At 71.6% G+C, this 18,822-nt stretch carries 13 protein-coding genes and 1 pseudogene; 3 read left to right on the top strand and 11 right to left on the bottom strand.

The features are described 5' to 3' along the window. Nucleotides 1-29: 29 nt before the first annotated feature. The 3 genes from ACZ7M2_RS33980 to ACZ7M2_RS33990 form a co-directional block, all read right to left on the bottom strand. Entirely contained in the window at nucleotides 30-2,417 is a 2,388-nt protein-coding gene (locus tag ACZ7M2_RS33980) for a glycoside hydrolase family 65 protein (RefSeq protein ID WP_471598566.1), read from the bottom strand. 2 nt (nucleotides 2,418-2,419) lie between these two features. Then, nucleotides 2,420-3,163: an HAD family hydrolase gene (locus ACZ7M2_RS33985; RefSeq protein WP_471598567.1), complete on the bottom strand. Its 744-nt coding sequence runs from the start codon at nucleotides 3,161-3,163 to the stop codon at nucleotides 2,420-2,422. A gap of 114 nt (nucleotides 3,164-3,277) precedes the next feature. After that, complete coding sequence (locus ACZ7M2_RS33990; RefSeq protein WP_471598568.1) at nucleotides 3,278-5,677, bottom strand: phosphoketolase family protein; 2,400 nt, start codon at nucleotides 5,675-5,677, stop codon at nucleotides 3,278-3,280. 97 nt (nucleotides 5,678-5,774) lie between these two features. Between ACZ7M2_RS33990 and ppk2 the strand changes: the two genes are divergently transcribed. Continuing rightward, the gene (gene ppk2, locus ACZ7M2_RS33995; RefSeq protein WP_054232062.1) at nucleotides 5,775-6,578 is read left to right on the top strand and encodes a polyphosphate kinase 2; all 804 of its coding nucleotides are present in this window, start codon (nucleotides 5,775-5,777) and stop codon (nucleotides 6,576-6,578) included. A 5-nt stretch (nucleotides 6,579-6,583) separates the two neighbouring features. Here ppk2 and ACZ7M2_RS34000 read toward each other — a convergent pair whose 3' ends face one another. From ACZ7M2_RS34000 to ACZ7M2_RS34010, 3 genes are all read right to left on the bottom strand, one after another. Then, entirely contained in the window at nucleotides 6,584-7,465 is an 882-nt protein-coding gene (locus tag ACZ7M2_RS34000; RefSeq protein ID WP_471598569.1) for a universal stress protein, read from the bottom strand. Nucleotides 7,466-7,678: 213 nt separating this feature from the next. Then, nucleotides 7,679-8,560, bottom strand: coding sequence for a universal stress protein (locus ACZ7M2_RS34005; RefSeq protein WP_471598570.1), 882 nt, complete (start codon nucleotides 8,558-8,560; stop codon nucleotides 7,679-7,681). 223 nt (nucleotides 8,561-8,783) lie between these two features. After that, nucleotides 8,784-10,523, bottom strand: coding sequence for a SulP family inorganic anion transporter (locus ACZ7M2_RS34010; RefSeq protein WP_471598571.1), 1,740 nt, complete (start codon nucleotides 10,521-10,523; stop codon nucleotides 8,784-8,786). A gap of 388 nt (nucleotides 10,524-10,911) precedes the next feature. On the opposite strand from ACZ7M2_RS34010, the pseudogene ACZ7M2_RS34015 reads away from it, so the two are divergent. Beyond that, a pseudogene (locus tag ACZ7M2_RS34015) lies at nucleotides 10,912-13,125 on the top strand (SpoIIE family protein phosphatase); the annotation flags it as partial. A gap of 64 nt (nucleotides 13,126-13,189) precedes the next feature. On the opposite strand, the gene ACZ7M2_RS34020 reads toward ACZ7M2_RS34015, so the two are convergent. The 5 genes from ACZ7M2_RS34020 to ACZ7M2_RS34040 all read right to left on the bottom strand — a co-directional run bounded on the left by ACZ7M2_RS34020 (nucleotide 13,190) and on the right by ACZ7M2_RS34040 (nucleotide 18,173). Continuing rightward, the gene (locus tag ACZ7M2_RS34020) at nucleotides 13,190-13,645 is read right to left on the bottom strand and encodes an SHOCT domain-containing protein (protein WP_471598572.1); all 456 of its coding nucleotides are present in this window, start codon (nucleotides 13,643-13,645) and stop codon (nucleotides 13,190-13,192) included. Nucleotides 13,646-13,756: 111 nt separating this feature from the next. Continuing rightward, nucleotides 13,757-14,419, bottom strand: a complete 663-nt coding sequence (locus tag ACZ7M2_RS34025) for an HdeD family acid-resistance protein (RefSeq protein ID WP_403697402.1) — start codon at nucleotides 14,417-14,419, stop codon at nucleotides 13,757-13,759. 167 nt (nucleotides 14,420-14,586) lie between these two features. Next, nucleotides 14,587-14,784 carry a hypothetical protein gene (locus tag ACZ7M2_RS34030; protein WP_403697399.1) on the bottom strand — a complete coding sequence of 66 codons (198 nt, stop codon included), beginning with the start codon at nucleotides 14,782-14,784 and terminating at the stop codon, nucleotides 14,587-14,589. A gap of 17 nt (nucleotides 14,785-14,801) precedes the next feature. Next, on the bottom strand, nucleotides 14,802-15,320 hold the full coding sequence (locus ACZ7M2_RS34035; protein WP_352050099.1) for a hypothetical protein: 519 nt from the start codon (nucleotides 15,318-15,320) through the stop codon (nucleotides 14,802-14,804). Nucleotides 15,321-15,500: 180 nt separating this feature from the next. After that, the gene (locus ACZ7M2_RS34040; RefSeq protein WP_471598573.1) at nucleotides 15,501-18,173 is read right to left on the bottom strand and encodes a helix-turn-helix transcriptional regulator; all 2,673 of its coding nucleotides are present in this window, start codon (nucleotides 18,171-18,173) and stop codon (nucleotides 15,501-15,503) included. Nucleotides 18,174-18,470: 297 nt separating this feature from the next. Between ACZ7M2_RS34040 and ACZ7M2_RS34045 the strand changes: the two genes are divergently transcribed. Next, nucleotides 18,471-18,818 (top strand): hypothetical protein, encoded by a 348-nt coding sequence (locus ACZ7M2_RS34045; RefSeq protein ID WP_471598574.1) that lies wholly within the window; start codon nucleotides 18,471-18,473, stop codon nucleotides 18,816-18,818. The last annotated feature ends 4 nt before the right edge of the window (nucleotides 18,819-18,822 follow it).

The raw sequence follows: 18,822 nt of genomic DNA on the forward strand, positions 1-18,822 counted from the left end.
ACTGCCTGGCGACCCGCGGGACCGTCAGGTCACTGGTCCGGCAGGGTGAGAGTGCAGGACTCCCCGGGCGCTACGGACACGGTGCGGTCCGCGAGGGCGACGTCGATCGGGTCCTGGTCGGAGGCGGGCACTGACAGCATCAACTGGTCTGCGGTCAGGTGCAGTTGTACGCCACGATGACCCCGGTAGCGGATGCCGAAGCCGTACTCGGAGAACTCCGGCAGCGGCACCGGATCGAACCGCAGCGCGCCGCCCCGGGTCTCCAGACCGGTCAGGCAGCGCTGGACGAGATCGAGGGTGCCGGCCATGGCACCGAGATGGATGCCCTCCCCCGTGGTGCCGCCCTGCAGATCGGCGACGTCCCCGGCCAGGGCCTCGTGTACGAACGTCCACGCCTCCGCGCGCCGCGCGCGAGCCAGCACCCACCCGTGCACCAGGCTGCTCAACGTCGAGCCGTGACTCGTGCGGCGCAGGTAGTGGTCGACGGTGCGCCGCCAGACGGTGTCGTCCACCTCGTGCCCCAGCCTGCGGAAGAGCCCGCCGAGCTCGGCGGGCGAGAAGAGGTAGCCCAGCATCAGGACGTCCGCCTGCTTGGACGCCTGGTAGCGGTTGACGCTGTCGCCCTCGGCCTCCAGGATCCGGTCGAGCCGCCGGATGTCGCCGTAGCGGGTCCGGTAGCCGTCCCAGTCGAACTCCTCCAGTGCGCCGAAGCCCTCGAACTGGCTGATCACCCCGGCGTGGAAGGGCACGTACAGCTTCCGGGAGACCTCCTGCCAGCCGTCGAGTTCGGCCGCGTCGAGGCCGGTGCGCTCGCAGAGGTCCCGGCGCGGCAGTTCGGGCAGGTCGTAGAGGACATCGAGGGTGCGGGCGATCACCCAGGCCGCGGTGACGTTGGTGTACGCGTTGTCGTCGAGTCCCGGCCGCTCGGCGCCGGGGTAGGCGTCGTGGTACTCGTCGGGGCCGACGACGCCACGGATCCGGTACCGGCCGAGCGTCCCGTCGTACGCCGCGAGGCCGGCCCAGAAGCGGGCGATCTGCACGAGCATCTCGATGCCCTTGGTGTGCAGGAACTCGGTGTCGCCGCTCGCCTCGCAGTACTGCCACACGTTGTACGCGATCGCCGAGCCGACGTGGTGCTGGAGCCGCGAGTGGTCGGGCAGCCAGCGCCCCGAGCGCGGGTTGAGGTGCAGTTGCTGGGTCTCCTCCCGGCCGTCGCTGCCGCTCTGCCACGGGTACATCGCGCCGGTGTGCCCGGCGTCGACCGCGGCCCGGCAGGCCTGCTCGAGGCGGCGGTGGCGGTAGGTGAGCAGGGCGCGAGAGACCTCGGGGAAGTGCAGGTTGAGGTAGGGCAGGACGAACAGTTCGTCCCAGAAGACGTGTCCGCGGTAGGCCTCGCCGTGCAGACCGCGCGCCGGCACGCCGACGTCCAGCTCCGCGGTGTGCGGGGAGAGCGTCTGGAGCAGGTGGAAGAGGTGCAGCCGCAGCACCGGGCCCGCACTGTTCGGCACGTCCAATTCGGCGTTGCGCCACAGCTGTTGCCAGGCCGTGCGATGGGAGTCCAGCAGGGTCGCGAAGTCCGGGGCGCGGCCGACCCGGTCGAGGGCGGCGTGCGCCGGCTCCTCGATGGCCGGGTCGCGGGAGGTGTGCAGGGCGACGGTCTTGTCGACCGTGACCGTCCGGCCGTCGGCCAGGGTGAGCCGCAGCAGCCGAGCCGCCCGCGCGTCCTCGTGTGCGTCCACGGTCCGGGCGGGTACGTCGGTGACCGTGCGGGCCGCCAGGCCGATCCTGAGGTCGGAGGTGCTGGTCCGGCACTCCAGCCAGATCGTGTCCGGCGCCGTGGTGCCGGTCCGGACGTCCGTGAGGTGCCGGGAGGCGAGGGAGCGGTAGCGCTCCACTCCGGTGTTGGCGACCCTCCCGTCGAGCGCCGTCTCGACCTCGATCTCCCCGGACCAGCCCTGCGCCGTCAACTCCGTGCGCAGCAGGGCCAGATGGGGGTCGGCCATGTGGACAAGGCGCACCTGCCGCACGGCGAGGTGCCGGCTCACACCGTCCTCGACGTACGCGTAGCGCAGGGTGCGTTCCAGTGTGCCCGCGTGCAGATCCAGGGTCTGGCGGTGGTCGAGGAGCGTGTGGGTGTCGGGCGTGAGCCAGTTCCCGGAGGTGGTGCGCACGCGAAGTGGCAGCCAGTTGGGGAGGTTGACCATGTCCTCGTTCTCGACCCGGTGTCCGGCCACGTCCGAGGTGAGGCGGTTGTAGCAGCCCGCCGCGTACGTGCCCGGGTAGTGGACGGGGTCCGCCGCGCACTCGGGAGCCGCGCCCCGGGTGGCGAAGTAGCCGTTGCCGAGGGTGCACAGCGCCTCGCGCAGCCGCTCCTGCGCGGGCTCGTAGCCTTCGTACGCCCAGGTCCAGTCGGACACCCTCAGTCCTCCTTCTGCGTGAGCAGCTCCGCGAGGTCCTCGACCACCAGGTCCGCGCCGTGCTCCATCAGGGCGGTCCGGGTGGCCGGGGTGCGGGCGCGGTCGACGCCCACGACGATTCCGAATCCGCCGCGTCGCCCGGCCTCGACTCCGGCGAGGGCGTCCTCGACGACGGCGGCCTGTTCGGCGGGGACCCCGAGGCGGCGGGCCGCTTCCAGGAAGAGAGCGGGGTCGGGCTTGCCGGGCAGCCCGAGCCGGGCCGCCTCCCCTCCGTCCACGAGAACGTCGAAGAGACCGCGTACTCCCGCCTGTTCGAGGAGTTCGCCCGCGTGCCGGGAGGCGGAGGCCGCGGCCAGCGGGATCCCGGTGGACCGCAGGGCCCGCAGCAGGCGGACCGTGCCCGGGTAGGCATCGACGCGTCCGGCGCGCAGTCGCTCGGTGAACAGCCGTTCCTTGTGGGCGGCGACGGCCCGGATCTCCGCGTCGGAGGGCCGCAGCCCCCGGGCTTCGAGGAAGGCCGCGGTTCCGTCGAGGCGCGATTTGCCGTCGACGTGGCGCAGATAGTCCTCGTGCGGGTCGAAGGGGCGCTCGCCGCGTGGACGTAGGAAGGCGTCGAAGGCCGTCTTCCACGCGGCGGCGTGCAGCCGCGCGGAGTCCGTGATGACGCCGTCGGTGTCGAGGACCATGGCCCGCGTCCCATGCAGCGCACGGGGGACGCGGGCCATGCCGTTCGGCTCCGCGCTCATCGGTCGTCGGCCGTCCTCATGTCGATGCCGATGCGTACGGTCATGGCGTTGAACTCCCTTACGGGGTGCCGGATATCGGCCGGTGCGGAATGCCGGCCGGTGCGGGGTGGGGGCTCAGCCGCTCCAGGTCCAGTCGGCGACTTCGGGCAGGTCGGTGCCGTGTTCGCGGATCCAGGTGCGGTGGCGGCTGCGGACGTCGGCCATCTGCTGGCGGACGGCGGCGGCGCGGACGCCGAGGCCGGGGACGCGGTCGATCACGTCCATGACGAGCCGGTAGCGGTCCATGTCGTTGCGGACGACCATGTCGAACGGGGTCGTGGTGGTGCCCATCTCCTTGTAGCCGCGTACGTGCAGGTTGGCGTGGCCGGCGCGGCGGTAGTCGAGCCGGTGGATCAGCCAGGGGTAGCCGTGGTAGGCGAAGATCACCGGCTTGTCGGTGGTGAACAGCCCGTCGTACTCGAAGTCGCGCATCCCGTGCGGGTGTTCGTCGCGCGGCAGCAGCCGGGTCATGTCGACGACGTTGACGACGCGGACGGCCAGCCCGGGCAGATGGCGTCGGAGCAGGTCGGAGGCGGCCAGGATCTCCTGGGTGGGGACGTCACCCGCGCAGGCGAGGACGACGTCCGGTTCACGGTCCCCGTTCGCCGAGCCCGCCCACTCCCAGATCCCGGCGCCGCGGGCGCAGTGGTCGCGGGCCTGGTCCATGGAGAGCCAGTCGAAGCAGGGCTGCTTGCCCGCGACGACGACGTTGACGTAGTCGCGGCTGCGCAGCACGTGGTCCGCCACCGACAGCAGGGTGTTGGCGTCCGGCGGCAGATAGACCCGTACGACCTCGGGGCTCTTGTTGAGGACGTGGTCGACGAAGCCGGGGTCCTGGTGCGAGAAGCCGTTGTGGTCCTGGCGCCAGACGTGCGAGGTGAGCAGGTAGTTGAGGGAGGCGATCGGGGCGCGCCACGCCAGCTCCCTCGACGTCTTCAGCCACTTGATGTGCTGGTTGACCATCGAGTCGACGATGTGCACGAACGCCTCGTAGCAGGAGAACAACCCGTGTCGGCCGGTCAGCGTGTAGCCCTCCAGCCAGCCCTGGCAGAGGTGTTCGGAGAGGATCTCCATCACGCGGCCGTGCCGGTCCAGGTGCTCGTCCACCTGGAGGGTCTGGGCCTGCCAGGCCTTGCCGGTGGCGCCGAAGACGGCCCCCAGCCGGTTGGAGGCGGTCTCGTCGGGGCCCACCAGCCGGAAGTCCCGGCGTCGGGAGGTGTCCTTCATGACCTGTTCGAGGAGGTCGCCGAGAACCCGGGTGGGCTCGTGCAGGGTGGCGCCCGGCTTGTCGACGGGAACGGCGTAGCGGTCGAGGGACGGGAGGGGCAGATCACGGACGAGCAGGCCGCCGTTGGCGTGCGGGGTGGCGCCGAGCCGCTTCGAGCCGTCGGGTACGCCGGCGAGGACGTCGGCGACGGGGCGCCCCTCGGCGTCGAAGAGTTCCTCGGGACGGTACGAGCGCAGCCAGGTCTCCAACTGCCGCAGGTGTTCCGGGTTCTCGCGGACCGCGGCCAGCGGTACCTGATGGGCGCGCCAGGTGCCCTCGACGGGCACGCCGTCGACCGCCGCCGGTCCCGTCCAGCCCTTCAGGGTGCGCAGCACGATCATGGGCCAGCGCACCCGCTCGGGCACGCCCTCCGCGCGGGCGGTGCGCTGCATCAGCGCGATGCTGTCCAGGGCCCGGTCGAAGGCGTCCGCCATCGCACGGTGGACCTCGTGCGGGTCGTCGCCGGCGACGTGGATCGGGTCGTGGCCGTAGCCGCGCAGCAGTTCGTCGAGTTCGGCCTCCGGGATCCGGGACAGGACGGTCGGGTTGGCGATCTTGTAGCCGTTGAGGTGCAGGATCGGCAGCACGGCGCCGTCGTGGACCGGGTCGAGGAACTTGTTGGAGTGCCAGGACGCGGCCAGCGGCCCCGTCTCCGCCTCGCCGTCACCGATGACGCAGGCGACCAGCAGGTCCGGGTTGTCGAAGGCGGCCCCGTAGGCGTGCGCCAGCGAGTAGCCGAGCTCACCGCCCTCGTGGATCGAGCCCGGGGTCTCGGGCGCGACATGACTGGGCACCCCGCCGGGGAACGAGAACTGTCGGAACAGCCGCTCCATGCCGGCCGCGTCCCGCGAGACGCTCGGATACGTCTCGCTGTAGGTCCCCTCGAGCCAGGAGTTGGCGAGGACCGCGGGCCCGCCGTGTCCGGGCCCCCACACGCACAGCGATTCCAGACCACGGGCCTTGATCACCCGGTTGAGGTGCGTGTGCACCAGGTTGAGGCCGGGCGAGGTGCCCCAGTGGCCGAGCAGCCGCGGCTTGATGTGCGCGGGGGTCAGGGGTTCGGTCAGCAGCGGGTTGGCGAGCAGGTAGATCTGGCCCACGGCAAGGTAGTTGGCGGCTCGCCAGTGGGCGTCCAGGGTGCGCAGTTCCTCGTCGGTCAGTACGGTGCTGTCCTGGTGTTCGACCTTGGGCGGTTCGGCCTTGGGCATGGTGACTCCGTAAGTCATCGAGGTGCGTCACGAGGCGTGTCGCAGGGCGTGTCGCGGTGCGTGGCATCGGTGTGCGTGATCGAGCGGAGGAGGCGGCATGGCCGGCGAGAAGACGGCGAAGGTGCCGGTTGCGGCGTACGAGCGGGAGCTGCTGCGCCTGCAGACGGAGCTGGTGAAGCTTCAGGAGTGGGTGCGCACCGAGGGCGCCCGGCTCGTGGTGATCTTCGAGGGCCGGGACGCGGCGGGCAAGGGCGGCACGATCAAGCGGGTGTCGGAGCTTCTCAACCCGCGCGTCGCACGGACCGTGGCGCTGCCCAAGCCGACCGAGCGCCAGCGCACCCAGTGGTACTTCCAGCGGTATGTCGAGCATCTGCCCGCCGCCGGGGAGATCGTGCTGTTCGACCGGAGCTGGTACAACCGCGCCGGCGTCGAGCAGGTGATGGGCTTCTGCACGAAGGAGGAGCACCAGCTCTTTCTTCGCCAGTGCCCGATCTTCGAGCGGATGCTCGTCGAGGAGGGGATCCTGCTGCGCAAGTACTGGTTCTCGGTGAGCGACGCGGAGCAGCAGAAGCGGTTCCGGCGCCGGCTGAAGGATCCGACACGGCGCTGGAAGCTGTCCCCGATGGACCTGGAGTCGATCACCCGCTGGGAGGCGTACTCCCGGGCCAAGGACGAGATGCTGGTGCACACGGACGTCTCGGAGGCGCCGTGGTACATCGTGGAGAGCGACGACAAGCGCCGGGCCCGCCTGAACATGATCGCCCACCTGCTCGGCTCCGTTCCATACCACGAGGTGAAGCCACCGGTTCTCGAACTGCCGCCCCGGCCCCCGTCGACGGGCTATGTGCGCCCGCCGCGCGATCTGCAGACGTATGTCCCCGACCACGCGGCGACCCTCTGAGTCGCTCATCCCCGTTGCGGTACGACGGCGACCGGGCAGGTGGAGTGGTGCAGGAGCCTGTGGGCGACCCGGCCGAGCTGGAGTCCGGGGAGTCCGTGGTGGCGCCGGACTCCGACGACCAGCAGGTCGGCGTCGTCCGAGGCGTCCAGCAGGATCCGGCGAGCGCTGCCCTCGGCGGTCCTGCGGTGCAGATCCACCGCGGGATGCTCGTCCGCGGCCTTGCTCAGCGCCGACTCCATGATCTCCGCGGCCCGCTGCTCGTGCAAACGGGCCGGTTCACCCTCGAGCAGAGGGTCGTCGGGACTCTCGTACGCCGGGCAGCGCCAGGCCCGTAGGGCGTCCAGGGTGGCCTTGCGGACCTCGGCCTCCTCGAAGGCGAACCGGGTGGCCGCCGTGCCGTGTGGTCCCTCGCCGACTCCGAGGACCACGCGCCGGTGCGTCTTGGCCCCTGCCTGGTTGTCCTGGTCGCCGCGCAGCACGATCACCGGGCAGGCGGCGCGGCCGGCGACCGTGAAGCTGACCGAGCCGAGCAGCAGCTCGGCGAGGCCGCTGCGCCCGCGTGACCCGAGGACCAGCGCGGCGGCGGTGTGCGCCTCGTTCAGCAGCACGCTCACCGCGTCGTCGGGCAGGACGTCGGTGGTGACCGTCACCTCGGGGGCCCGAAGGTGGGCCCGGCGCGCGGCGGCCTCGACGATGTTGTCGGCCATCACCTGCTCCGGGGACCTGCTGAGGCCCTCGGCGAGCGCGGCGCCCTCGTAGCGCTCCCACAGCGACGCGTACACCAGGCGCAGCGGTGCGCCGCGCAGCGCGGCGTCGTCCGTCGCCCAGTCCACGGCGCGCAGGCTGGGCTCCGAGCCGTCGACGCCCACGACCAGGGGCAGCTCCACCGTCCTCACCGTCCTTCGCCGGAGACGAGGGGCCGGGACTCGCGGATGACCCGGATGGCCCCGTGCGCGGGCACCGCCACCACGACAAGTCTCCCTCCACGCTCGTACGACTGCCGCATTCACGGGCGTCTCTCCTCGGAGGGTGAGGCGCGCCTGATGGTGAGTCGTGTTGGTTGATCGGCTGTGTCGTCGGGTGATCGGTCGTGCCGGGCCTCAGTCGTGCGGGACCACGGCGACGGGGGCGGTGGCGTGGTGCAGCACGGCGTGGGTGACCGGCCCGATGTGGGCGCCGAGCGCCGAACGGCGGATACGGCGGCCGACGACGACCAGGGAGGCCTGCGCGGAGGCATCCACGAGGTGGTTGGCCGCCTTCCCGGACAGGGAGTCCTCGACGACGTCCACCGTCGGGAACTTCTGCCGCCACGGCCGCAGCACCTCGCTCACGGCGACGGCCTCCTCCGCGCCGATCTGGGCGTTCAGTTCCAGGTCCGGGGGCATGCCGTACGCGATGTAGGGCGGCTCGTTCCAGCCGTGGACGACACGCAGGGAGGCGCCGCGCAGGACGGCCGCCTCGAAGGCGAAGCCGATCAGGGTGCCGTCGGGGGCCGTGGTGTCGAGCCCGAGCACGACGGGTCGCGGGGCCGGTACGCCGGCGTCGGTGTCCGGGGTGTCTCCTTCGGCCCGGACGAGGACGACCGGACCCTCGGCGTGGGCGACGACGGCCAGGCCTACGGAGCCGACCACAAATCCGCCCATCCCGCTCAGGCCACGGGATCCGAGGACCAGCGGTTCGGCGTCCTTCGCGGCGTCGGTCAGCACCTCGGCCGGCCGTCCGGTGACCTGCTCGACGAGCACCTCGAGCTCCGGGTGGGCCGCCCGCAGTTCCCCGGCCGCTTCACGCGGTATCTGTTCGCTCCACTGCTGGTGGGTCTCGGGGCCGAGCAGGGGGGCTTGGGCGATGGGGGTCGGAGCGGGCTCCCAGACGTTGACCAGCTTCAACGGCAGCCCGCGCAGCTTCGCCTCCCTGGCCGCCCAGTCGGCGGCGGCACGGCTCTCGGGCGAGCCGTCGAGGCCTACGGTGACGGTGCGGGGCATGATCTCCACCTCCTGGACCGGGATCGCTCGATCCCTCTTCCAGCGTCGTGCCGTGGGGGTTCGCGGTGCAGGGGCCGCAGGTCCCCGGAAGGGGCCGATCGGCCCTATGGACCCGCGGGGCGTGCGTGGGAGGGCGGCCCTGTCCGCAGGGGCTGTTGGGCTCGTCCCGCACGACCACGCCGAAGGGCACCGGCGCTGCCCGACGCCTCTTCGAGGAAGCCGACTACGTCTCCCTCTCCAGGTTGCGGCCGCCGCGCCGGAGCCACTCCCGGTAGGCGGCCAGGGCCGTGGGCAGGGTCGGGAAGATCCGGTCGGTGCCGACGGCCTCGGTCAGCCCGAAGGCGTCGAGGTCGTCGCGCAGGTCCTGTTTGACGCGGGCGAGCGCGAAGACGATGTGACGCTGTTCGAGTTCCTGACGCAGGGCGTCGACCGCGTCGAGCGCGGTGATGTCCACCTCGACGTTGGCCTCGGTGTTGAGGACGAACCAGTCGACAGGACCTGCGTGTCGGTCGACCGCCGCCAGCGCCCGCCGCTTGAAGTCCTCGGCGTTGGCGAAGAACAGGGGCGAGTCGTACCGGTAGACAAGCAGGCCGGGGACCGTGCGGGCCTGTGGATAGTCGTCGACGTCGTGCATGCCTGCCAGTCCCGGCACCAGACCCTCGATCGCGTCGTGCGGGCGGGCCACCCGGGTGAGCAGCTCCGCGACGGAGAGCCCGACCGCCACGATCACGCCGTACAGGATGTCCAGGGCCAGCACTCCGGCCAGACAGCCCAGGGCCAGGAGCAACTCCCGGCGTCGGAAGGCGGCCAGCCGCCGGAACCCGGCCAGATCCATCATGCGGACCCCGGCATAGACGACCAGGGCGCCCAGCACGGTCGACGGCGTGTGCGCGAGGAGCGGGCTGAGGAACAGCAACACGGCGAGGACCACCACACCGGCGACGAGCGAGTACGCCTGGCTGCGGCCCCCGGCCGAGTGCGCGAGCGCGGTACGGCTGGCGCTGCTGCTCACCGGGAAGCCGTGCAGCACGCCCGCGCCCAGGTTCGCGGCTCCCAGGGCCAACAGTTCCTGGTTGGGGTCGAGTTCGTCGCCGCGTTCCGAGAAGGCGCGCGCGGTCAGGATGACGTCGGTATAGCCGACCAGGAGCACGCCGAGTGCCGGCAGTACCAGTTGCGGCAGGTCTCCCGGCGTCGGCAGGCCGGGGCTCGGCAGCCCGGCCGGTACCGCGCCGATGACGGCGATGCCGTGGTCCTCGAGTCCGAAGACCGCGACGGCCGCCGTGCCGAGCACCAGGGCCAGCAGGGGGCCCGGGGCACCGGGGAGGAACCGCGCGACCGCGAAAAGGAACGCGATCGCCGCGACGGAGAAGATCAGCGTGGCGGGATGGGCTTCTCCCAGGTGCCTCATGAAGGAGAGCAGTTGGGGGAAGAACTCGGATCCCGAGGTGCGGACACCGGTCAGCTTGGGGAGCTGGTCGACGATGATGATGAGCGCCACGCCGGTCAGGTAGCCGACCAGGATCGGCCGTGACAGGAGGTCGGCGAGGAAGCCCAGTCGCGCCACCCACGCCACCAGGAACATCGCCCCGACCACGACCGCGAGCCCGGCGGCGAGTACGGCGTACCGGTCCGGGGCGCCCGCGGCGAGGGGCCCCACCACGGTGGCGGTCATCAGCGCGGTGGTCGACTCGGGCCCGACGGACAGCAGCCGGGACGAGCCCAGCAGGGTGTACAGCAGCAGGGCGGGAAGGATCGCCCACAGCCCCGCGACCGGCGGCAGTCCCGCGAGGCCCGCATAGGCCATGACCTGCGGAACGAGATAGGCCGCGACGGTCACTCCGGCCAGCAGGTCGCCGCGCAGCCACGAACGGTGGTAGCCGGCCAGTACGGCGAGGCCGGGAGCCGCCCGCCGCACGAGACCGCGTCGGCCCGCCCCGGCGGCCGCATCCGAGCGCTCGGACATGGGGCTCCCTTCGTCACCCCCTTCAGCATCGCCCGACGGTCGTCCCGGCGCACGGCCGGTCCACCGTCGCCCGGCCGGACCCGGGGTTCGCTGGTCCGACAGGGCCGACTCACGACCGAACATGTCGGCAGACGAACGTAGCCCGCGCTCGCCGCAGACACGATCGACCGCGGTGCGGCCAGAATGAGACATACCCCAGTGATCGTGATCCAAGTGCGCTGAGATGGCCCGAACGACCGCATGCGGCGGGTCCGTGAGGGGCGAAGGGTCCGTGGGGGCGAACGTGGGAGAAACGATCAGTTCGGCTTCGGCCGCACCGGACTCGGCGTCCGGCTGCTCGGCGTCGACGTCGTGTGCCGGGGAGTGCGGTGCCCGTTCGGGAGGCGCCGAGGACAGGTTTCGGGGGCTCCTGGAAGCGGCGCCCGACGCCATGATCATCGTGGACGACACCGGAACGATCACGCTCGTCAACGCCCAGACCGAAGCGCTCTTCGGCTACGGGCGCGAGGAACTCCTCGGCCGAACAGTGGACTTGCTCGTACCCGACCGCTTCCGAACCCACCACTCACTGCACCGCTCCGGCTACGCCGAAAATCGTCAGGTGCGGCCCATGGGCGCCGGGCTCGAACTGCACGGCCTGCGCAAGGACGGCACCGAGTTCCCCGTCGAGATCAGCCTCAGCCCCCTGGAGACCAGCGACGGCCTCCTCGTCTCCGCCGCCGTCCGCGACGTCAGCGACCGCAAGGCGGCCGAGGACCGGTTCCGGGGGTTGCTGGAGGCGGCGCCGGACGCCATGGTGATCGTGGACGACACCGGAACGATCAGACTCGTCAACGCCCAAACGGAAGCGCTCTTCGGCTACGGGCGCGAGGAACTCCTCGGCCGAACAGTGGACTTGCTCGTACCCGACCGCTTCCGAACCCACCACACCGCGCACCGGACCGGCTACGCCGAAAATCGTCAGGTGCGGCCCATGGGCGCCGGGCTTGAGCTGCACGGCCTGCGCAAGGACGGCACCGAGTTCCCCGTCGAGATCAGCCTCAGCCCCCTGGAGACCACCGACGGCCTCCTCGTCTCCGCCGCCGTCCGCGACGTCAGCGACCGCAAGGCAGCCGAGGAACGCATCAACGAGCTGGCCGCGCTCGTCGAGTCCTCCCAGGACGCGATCCTCGCCAAGACCCTCGACGGACACATCACCTACTGGAACGCCGCCGCCCAGCGCCTCTACGGGTACACCCGCGCCCAGGTCATGGGCCGCCACGTGTCCCTGCTGGCCCCGCCCGACCACGGCCACGAGATCGACCTCCTCATGGACCGGTTGCGCAACGGGGAAAGGATCGAGCACTTCGAGACACTGCGGGTCACCCGTCACGGCGATCTCCTCGACGTCGACATCACCCTGTGGCCGACCCGTTCACCCGAGGGCGAGGTCATCGGCGCCTGCGCCATCGTCCGTGACATCAGTGATCGCAAGCGGGCCGAGGCCGAGCTGACCGTGCTCTACGAACAACAGCGGCACATCGCGCTGACCCTCCAGCGCAGTCTGATGGGCACTCCGCCCGCCATCCCCGGTCTCACGACCGCCAGCCGCTACCGGCCCGCCACCCAGGGGGCTGGGGTGGGCGGCGACTGGTTCGACCTGGTCCCGCTGGGCGCCGGCCGCGTCGGCGTCCTGATCGGCGACGTGATGGGACGCGGACTGGAAGCCGCTGCCGTCATGGGCCAGTTGCGTTCCGCCGCGCACGCCCTGGCCAAGACCGGTATGCAGCCCCGCCAGCTCATGCAGGCCCTCGACGCCGCCGTCGCCGACCTCGACGTCCCGGACCAACTGGTCACCTGCTGCTACCTGGTGATCGCGGCCGACGCGGGCGCGGTGACGATCTGCTCCGCCGGACATCTGCCCACCCTGGTGGCCACCCCGGGCGAGGGCGCCCGTGCGCTGCCCGCGCCCGTCAACGCGCCCCTCGGCGTGGGTGACGTCCTCTACCAGCAGTGCAGTGCGGTCATCCCGCCCGGCGCCACCCTCGTGCTCTACACCGACGGACTGATCGAAACCCCCGGCAGCGACATCGAGGACCAGCTCTCCCAGCTCACCAGCACACTGAGCGGCCTGTTCGCCACCGCCCCCGACCTTGAGGTGGCCGCCGACCACGTCCTGACCACCTTGCTGCCCGACGCCGAGGGCCACAACGACGATGTCACCCTGCTGCTGACCCGGCTGCCCGACGCACCGCTCGACGCCGTCTCCCTCGACCTCCCGGCGGTCCCCGACTCCGTCCCCGAGGGCCGGGCCTTCCTCAGCAAGGCCCTCACCTCGTGGGGCTGCGCCACAAAGGCCGACGACGCGCGGCTGCTGCTCTCAGAAGTCCTCACCAACGCCGTTCAGCACGCCCAGGGCCCCATCGGACTGCACCTGTGCCGGACCGCCTTGGACCTGACGGTCGAAGTCGGCGACCACAGCCCGCAGTTGCCCCAGCCCCGCTTCGCGGCCGAGGACGACGAATCCGGGCGCGGACTGATCCTCGTCCGCGCGCTCGCCGACGACTGGGGCGTACGACCCACCGACGACGGCAAGACCACCTGGTTCACCCTCCACCTGTGAGCGGTCCCGCCGTCATCGTGCTACCTGGTGACATCGTGCTGCCCGGCGTCGCCTCGTCCGGCGCTCACTGGCCGGAGGCGGCGGTGCCCGAGCCGCCGGCCGGGCCCTGACCGCTCAGGACGAGTTCCTTCGCCCTGCGGAACTCCTCGTCCGTGATGTCGCCACGGGCGCGGATCTCGGACAGCTTGGCGAGTTCGTCGACGCTGCTGGTGCCGCCGCCCGCCGCCTGCCGGATGTAGGAGTCGAAGGCCTCCTGCTGCGCGCGGGCCTGATTCACCTCTCGGCGCCCCATGTTCTTGCCGCGGGCGATCACGTAGACGAGGACGCCCAGGAAGGGCAGGAGGATGACGAACAGGAGCCAGCCGGCCTTGGCCCAACCACCCAGTTCGTCGTCGCGGAAGATGTCGATGATGATCCGGAAGAGCAGGATGAACCACATGATCCACAGGAAGAACCAGAGCATGCTCCAGAAGACGCTCAGCAGCGGGTAGTCGTACGCGAGGTACATCTGTGTGCTCATGTCGCTCCTCCATCCCGGGCGTTCGCCCGGCAGTCGTCCCACCTGATTCAGCATGCGCACGGCAAGGTTCGTCCGGCCTCACCCGGGACGGGTGAACGTCCCCGCGGAGTCTCAGGGCGACTGAGGGGAGCCGTACGGGTCCGCGGCGCGTGCGCGGCGCAGTGCGGCCCGCCAGGCGAAGGCGAGGACGAGTTCGATCAGGCCGAGCAGTACGAGCCACAGGCCGAGCAGCCGGGTCAGGGCGCGGGCGGACTCGGTCGGCAGGGCGAGCACCACGACTCCCGCGACGATGCCGAGCGCCGCGGCGCAGAAGACGACGCCACGGTGCGGGAGGGCCTTCATGGCGATGGCCGTGTAGGCGGTCAGCATGCCGGAGGCGAGCCAGACGACGCCGACGATCAGCGAGAGCGCGGCGATGGTCTGCAGCGGGTTCCTCAGGCACAGCACCCCGGCCAGGACGAACAGCACCGAGAGCAGGAGTCCGGGGAGCCGCTCGCCGTGCTCCTCGCGGCCGAAGACCGCCACGAAGCGGAACACCCCGGTCACGACCAGATAGAGACCGATGAGTACCGCCAGGATGTGCAGGGTCTCGTCCGGCCACACCAGCACCAGGATGCCCGGCACCAGCGTCGAGATCGCCGAACCCAGAATCCAGGTCCACGAGCGGCCGAGTCCCGCCAGCAGTTCCTCGGGGTCGGCGGACGGTGGCGAGGCCGTCTCTTCGGGCCTGGGCCCGGGCTCTGTACGCGGCGCCTGACCACGCGATTCGGTCATGGCTCCTCCTCACGCGGTCGAGTCCTGACGCAGCCGAACGGGTTGTCGCCGGACCGCCGACGGGACGGTGTGCGGGGACTTCACCGGGTCAGCGTCCCGCGCGCCGCCCGCTGCCGGGTCACCCCCGGCGGGTGATCGTCCCAGCCCCCGGGACGGCTTGCGCCCGGTCACTCCGGTAGCCGGCGCATCTCTATGACGTGCAGTCCCAGCGACTGGCAGCGGGCCAGCAGGCCGTACAGGTGCGCCTCGTCGACGACGGGGCCGAACAGGACGGTCTGACCGGACATCACCACGTGATCCATCTCCGGAAACGCCTTGGTCAGCGTCTCCGTCATGTGCCCCTCGATACGGATCTCGTAGCGCATGGGCTCTGAACGACCTTTCAATGCGTCAGGACGAGCTTGAACGAGATGATCAGCAGGCCGAGCAGCAGATTGATCGAGGCCGTGACGGCCGTGAGGCGCCAGGAAGCGCCCGCGCGGCGTGCCGCTGCCGCCGACCAGCCCACCTGCCCGGCCACCGCGACGGCGAGCGCCAGCCAGAAGGTGCCTTGGAGGCCGAGGCCCAGGAGCGGGCTGACGGCCACGGCCACGGTCGGCGGGACGGCGGCCTTGACGATCGGCCACTCCGCGCGGCACACCTCGACGACGGTCCTCCGGTCCAGGGCCTGCCGGGCCAGACGCGCCCCGAACAGCTGGGCGTGCACATGCGCGATCCAGAACGCCACGCCGGTGCCCAAGAGCAACACCGCCAGCTCCACGTGCGGGAAGGAGCCCAGCGTGCCGGTGCCGATCACCACCGATGCGGCGAGCATGGACCCGTAGACACCACCGGTGTAGTCGGCTTGCTCCCGGTGGTCGGCGTCGGCCGCTGAGGGTACGGCGGGTTCGGTCCGGGACATCAAGGGCCTTCTCTCCGATTCGGCGCACCGGAACGAGGGGCATCGGCCGCATCGCCGGATTCGGGATGCTCCGGGCGCCCCGCCCGGTCGGGAGGTGCGTGGTGCCGCTCCTCCCATCGCATCCGAACGGCTCGTCCCGCGCCTCACCCGTGACGGGCGAGGGTGGTCACCGGTACGGGTTCACAGCAGTCGCAGCTCGCGCGCCCGGCGGACCGCTTCGTTGCGCCGGTTCACCGCCAGTTTCCGGTAGACGCTCTTGAGGTGGGTCTTGACCGTGTTCACCGACACGCAGAGGTCGGCCGCGATCTCTTCCGTCGACATCATCTGGGCCAGTCGCCGCAGAACGTCGCGTTCGCGTTCGCTCAGCTCCTGCACGACGAGTGGTGCGGGCGTTTCGAGCCGGGGCGCGTCGCCTGTCGTCAACCAGCCCGCGGCCAGTGGCTGCAGTGGCGCCGTGCCCAGGAGACGTCGGATCCACGGTCCGGCCTCGAGGAAGGGCCGCCGCAGCCGCTCGCGCCGGGCCTCCAGGAGCGCCTGGCCCACGAGCTTGCGCGCGGCGGCGGAGTCACCCGCCTCGAATGCGGCCTGCGCCCGGGTCAGCGTGGCCCGCACGGTCACCGCCGGACCGGCCGGACCCTCGGCGCGCAGTCGGTCGAGCAGGTCGAGCGCGGCGGCGGGGCGGCCCGCCGCCAGCTGGGCCCGCGCGGCCTCCACCACACAGGCCGGCTGGTCGTCCGGCACCTGTCGCAGTACCTCGGCGGCCGCGGCCGGCCGGCCCTCGGCCAGGTGGGCGGCGGAGGCGACCAGGGCGGCGTGAGCCTGCGCCCAGGGTGATGCCACGTCCGTGGAGACCGCCGGGTCCACCGCCGCCAGGGCTGCTCGGGTCTTGCCTCGGGCCAGCAGCAGACGTGCCGTCACGAGGGACCGGCCCGTGGCCGGCACCGGGTCCCGTGTCGCCGGACGCGAGCCGACCGCCTCGTCGAGGAGGGCTTGGGCGTGATCCAGTTCGTTCCGGTCGACGGCCACGGCGGCCAGGACCAGCCGCCCGATGTCCGAGCCGGACGACCCGCACAGACCGAAGCGCTCCGAGTCGGTCGTCGCCGCCAGTGCCTTGCGCTCCGCCCGGCCCAGCCAGCCGTTCAGGTAGTCGATCAGCGCCAGGTGCCCCAGGGACTCCTCTCGCGGAAGCGCCGTCGAGGCACCGCCGGGACAGCCCGCTGCCGCGGACAGCGCGGTGCGGGCGTCCTCGAAACGCCCGGCCCACAGGCGCGTCGAGCCCAAGTGGGTCAGCAGCAGAGCGATGAGTTCGGGATGCTGCCCCAAGAGGTGGGCGGGAACCGCCTGTCTCAGTTCCTCGGCCGCCTCCGCGGCCCTCTCCGCCTGGAACGGGGACCCGGCCAGACGGGCCGCCAGCGCCTCCAGCAGCGCGCAGCTCAGCCGTGCCGCCGCCGGGCCGGGCACGTCGGTGGCCGCGTCGGGCACGTCCGCGGCCAGGCTCGCCTCGGCGTGGTGCAGACGGGCCAGACCGCGGTCGAGGTCGCACTGGGAGAGGTCCCGGGCCGCTCGGACGACGTCCGTCGCGGGACTCGTGGCCTCGGGTCCCATCCGGGAGAACAGCTCGGCCAGCTCGTCACGGCGCAGACCGGTGAAGAGCTGTCCGATCGCCAGGCCGTCGACGAAGGCGCCGGCGGTGAACTCCCAGTCGCCCGCGGCGGCGCCATGGGCGATCGTCTCGGGGAGGAATCCGGAGCGCAGCAGCCACCGTGCGGCCCGCCGGTGGAGTTCGGGCTCCAGTCCAGGACAGCGCTCCCGCAGATGCGCCCGGAGGATCTCCCCGAACAGCGGGTGGAGCCGGTACCACGAGTGTCCGAGGTCCTCGACGAACGCGTTCTCGCGGTGCAGCTCGGCCAGAATGGGCTCGGCGTCGGTGCGCTGCGTCAGCGCGTTGGCCAGATCGGGGCAGAGCCGCTCCAGGATGCTGACCCGCAGCAGGAGGTCCTGTGTCTCGGCAGTGCGCCGCTTGAGCACCTCGGCCAGGAGGTAGTCGGCGACCGTACTGCGCCCGGCCTCGAATTCCTTCAGGTATCTCTCCGGATCCGGGCTCTCCCGCGCGGCCAGGGCGCACAGCCGCAGGCCGGCCGCCCATCCGCCGGTGCGGTCCACGAGCGCCCCCACCGCGTGCGCGGGCAGGCGCAGGCCGTGCAGTTCCAGGAGTACGGCCGCCTCCTCGGGTGTGAAGGCCAGTTCCGCGTTCCGCATCTCCGTCAGGTCACCGGCCGCCCGGTAACGGTGCACCGGCAGCAGCGGCTCGGTGCGGGTGACGAGGACCAGGCGCATCCCCGGTCCGGCATGGTGCAGGACGAATTCCAGCTGCTCCGCGATCTCCGGTGCACTCACGCGGTCGTATTCGTCGAGCACGACGATCGCCGGCCGGTCGCGTCCGCTCAGCTCGGCGGCGAGCCGTGCCAGCAGTGTGCGGTCCACCCGGCTCGCGTCGGCGGGACAGCGGATGTCGTCGGGGATCGGCACGCCCGAGGCCCGCAGGGCCTGGAGCACGTACGCCCAGAACATCCCGGGTTGCTGATCCGCCGTGTCGGCGGTGAACCAGGCGACGGGCTGCGCCAGCCCAGTGACCCACTCGGCGACCAGCAGGGTCTTCCCCGCCCCGGCCGCTCCGTTGACGACCGTCAGCGGGGTCAGCAGCGCCTGGTCCAGGTGTTCGACCAGCCGCTCCCGCCGCAGGAAGGTGACGGGCCTCGCCGGCGGGGCGAACCGCGTGCGCAGAAACGGGTCGCCCATGGGATCGACCCAGTCGACGGTCGACCCCTGGCCGCTCTCCTCGATCCCAGCCATGGTGCTCGCCATTATCCCGTCAGATCACGGGCGGCGCTCTTCTCACTCCTGTCCCGGGCGGCGCGACCGCACTCGGGGCCGCGGGCCGCGTCTTCCGAACGACCGCGGTCACGGCTGGGCCGCCCCGGTTCCCTTCTCCCCCTCAACCGCTGCCCAGCCGCCGGAACTCGCCCCTGTGGACATCACGTTGACACCGCCGGTTGCCCGGCGTTGACTGACAGCACGGTGCGGAGCGCGGCCCCGCCCAGGGCGACGAAACCGACGCGGCCGGTACGACGTACAGGAAAGTGGCACTCAATGATGTACGACCAGTCACGCGCCCAGCAGCCCCCGGACAAACAGACCGGTGCGGCCGGGCGTCGTACGCCGGGCCCCGAGCCGCTGATCCCGTCGGACGAACGGGACAAGCTCACCCATCGCCTCCAACACGCCCTCAACACCTTCGCCGACAGCCCACGTGAGGCGTTGGAAGAGGCCGAGACCGCGTTCGACGCGGTCACCGCCCAGCTCATGAGCACCCTCGCGGAACGGCGGCGTGTTCTCCACGCGACCTGGCAGGACCAGGACCCCGGGACACAGCCGGAAGAACTCCGGCACGCGCTGAGGCAGTACCGGGAGATCACACAGCGGATGCTGCGCATGTAGACCC

This window comes from Streptomyces sp. NPDC111507 (genome assembly GCF_055638955.1).

Coding starts and splice junctions, on each gene's coding strand:
- ACZ7M2_RS34005 (WP_471598570.1), bottom strand. CDS start 8,560: ATGCCCCGCACCGTCACCGTAGGCCTCGACGGCTCGCCCGAGAGCCGT.
- ACZ7M2_RS33985 (WP_471598567.1), bottom strand. CDS start 3,163: ATGAGCGCGGAGCCGAACGGCATGGCCCGCGTCCCCCGTGCGCTGCAT.
- ACZ7M2_RS34025 (WP_403697402.1), bottom strand. CDS start 14,419: ATGACCGAATCGCGTGGTCAGGCGCCGCGTACAGAGCCCGGGCCCAGG.
- ACZ7M2_RS34045 (WP_471598574.1), top strand. CDS start 18,471: ATGATGTACGACCAGTCACGCGCCCAGCAGCCCCCGGACAAACAGACC.
- ACZ7M2_RS33990 (WP_471598568.1), bottom strand. CDS start 5,677: ATGCCCAAGGCCGAACCGCCCAAGGTCGAACACCAGGACAGCACCGTA.
- ACZ7M2_RS34020 (WP_471598572.1), bottom strand. CDS start 13,645: ATGAGCACACAGATGTACCTCGCGTACGACTACCCGCTGCTGAGCGTC.
- ACZ7M2_RS34030 (WP_403697399.1), bottom strand. CDS start 14,784: ATGCGCTACGAGATCCGTATCGAGGGGCACATGACGGAGACGCTGACC.
- ACZ7M2_RS34010 (WP_471598571.1), bottom strand. CDS start 10,523: ATGTCCGAGCGCTCGGATGCGGCCGCCGGGGCGGGCCGACGCGGTCTC.
- ACZ7M2_RS34035 (WP_352050099.1), bottom strand. CDS start 15,320: ATGTCCCGGACCGAACCCGCCGTACCCTCAGCGGCCGACGCCGACCAC.
- ppk2 (WP_054232062.1), top strand. CDS start 5,775: ATGGCCGGCGAGAAGACGGCGAAGGTGCCGGTTGCGGCGTACGAGCGG.
- ACZ7M2_RS34040 (WP_471598573.1), bottom strand. CDS start 18,173: ATGGCTGGGATCGAGGAGAGCGGCCAGGGGTCGACCGTCGACTGGGTC.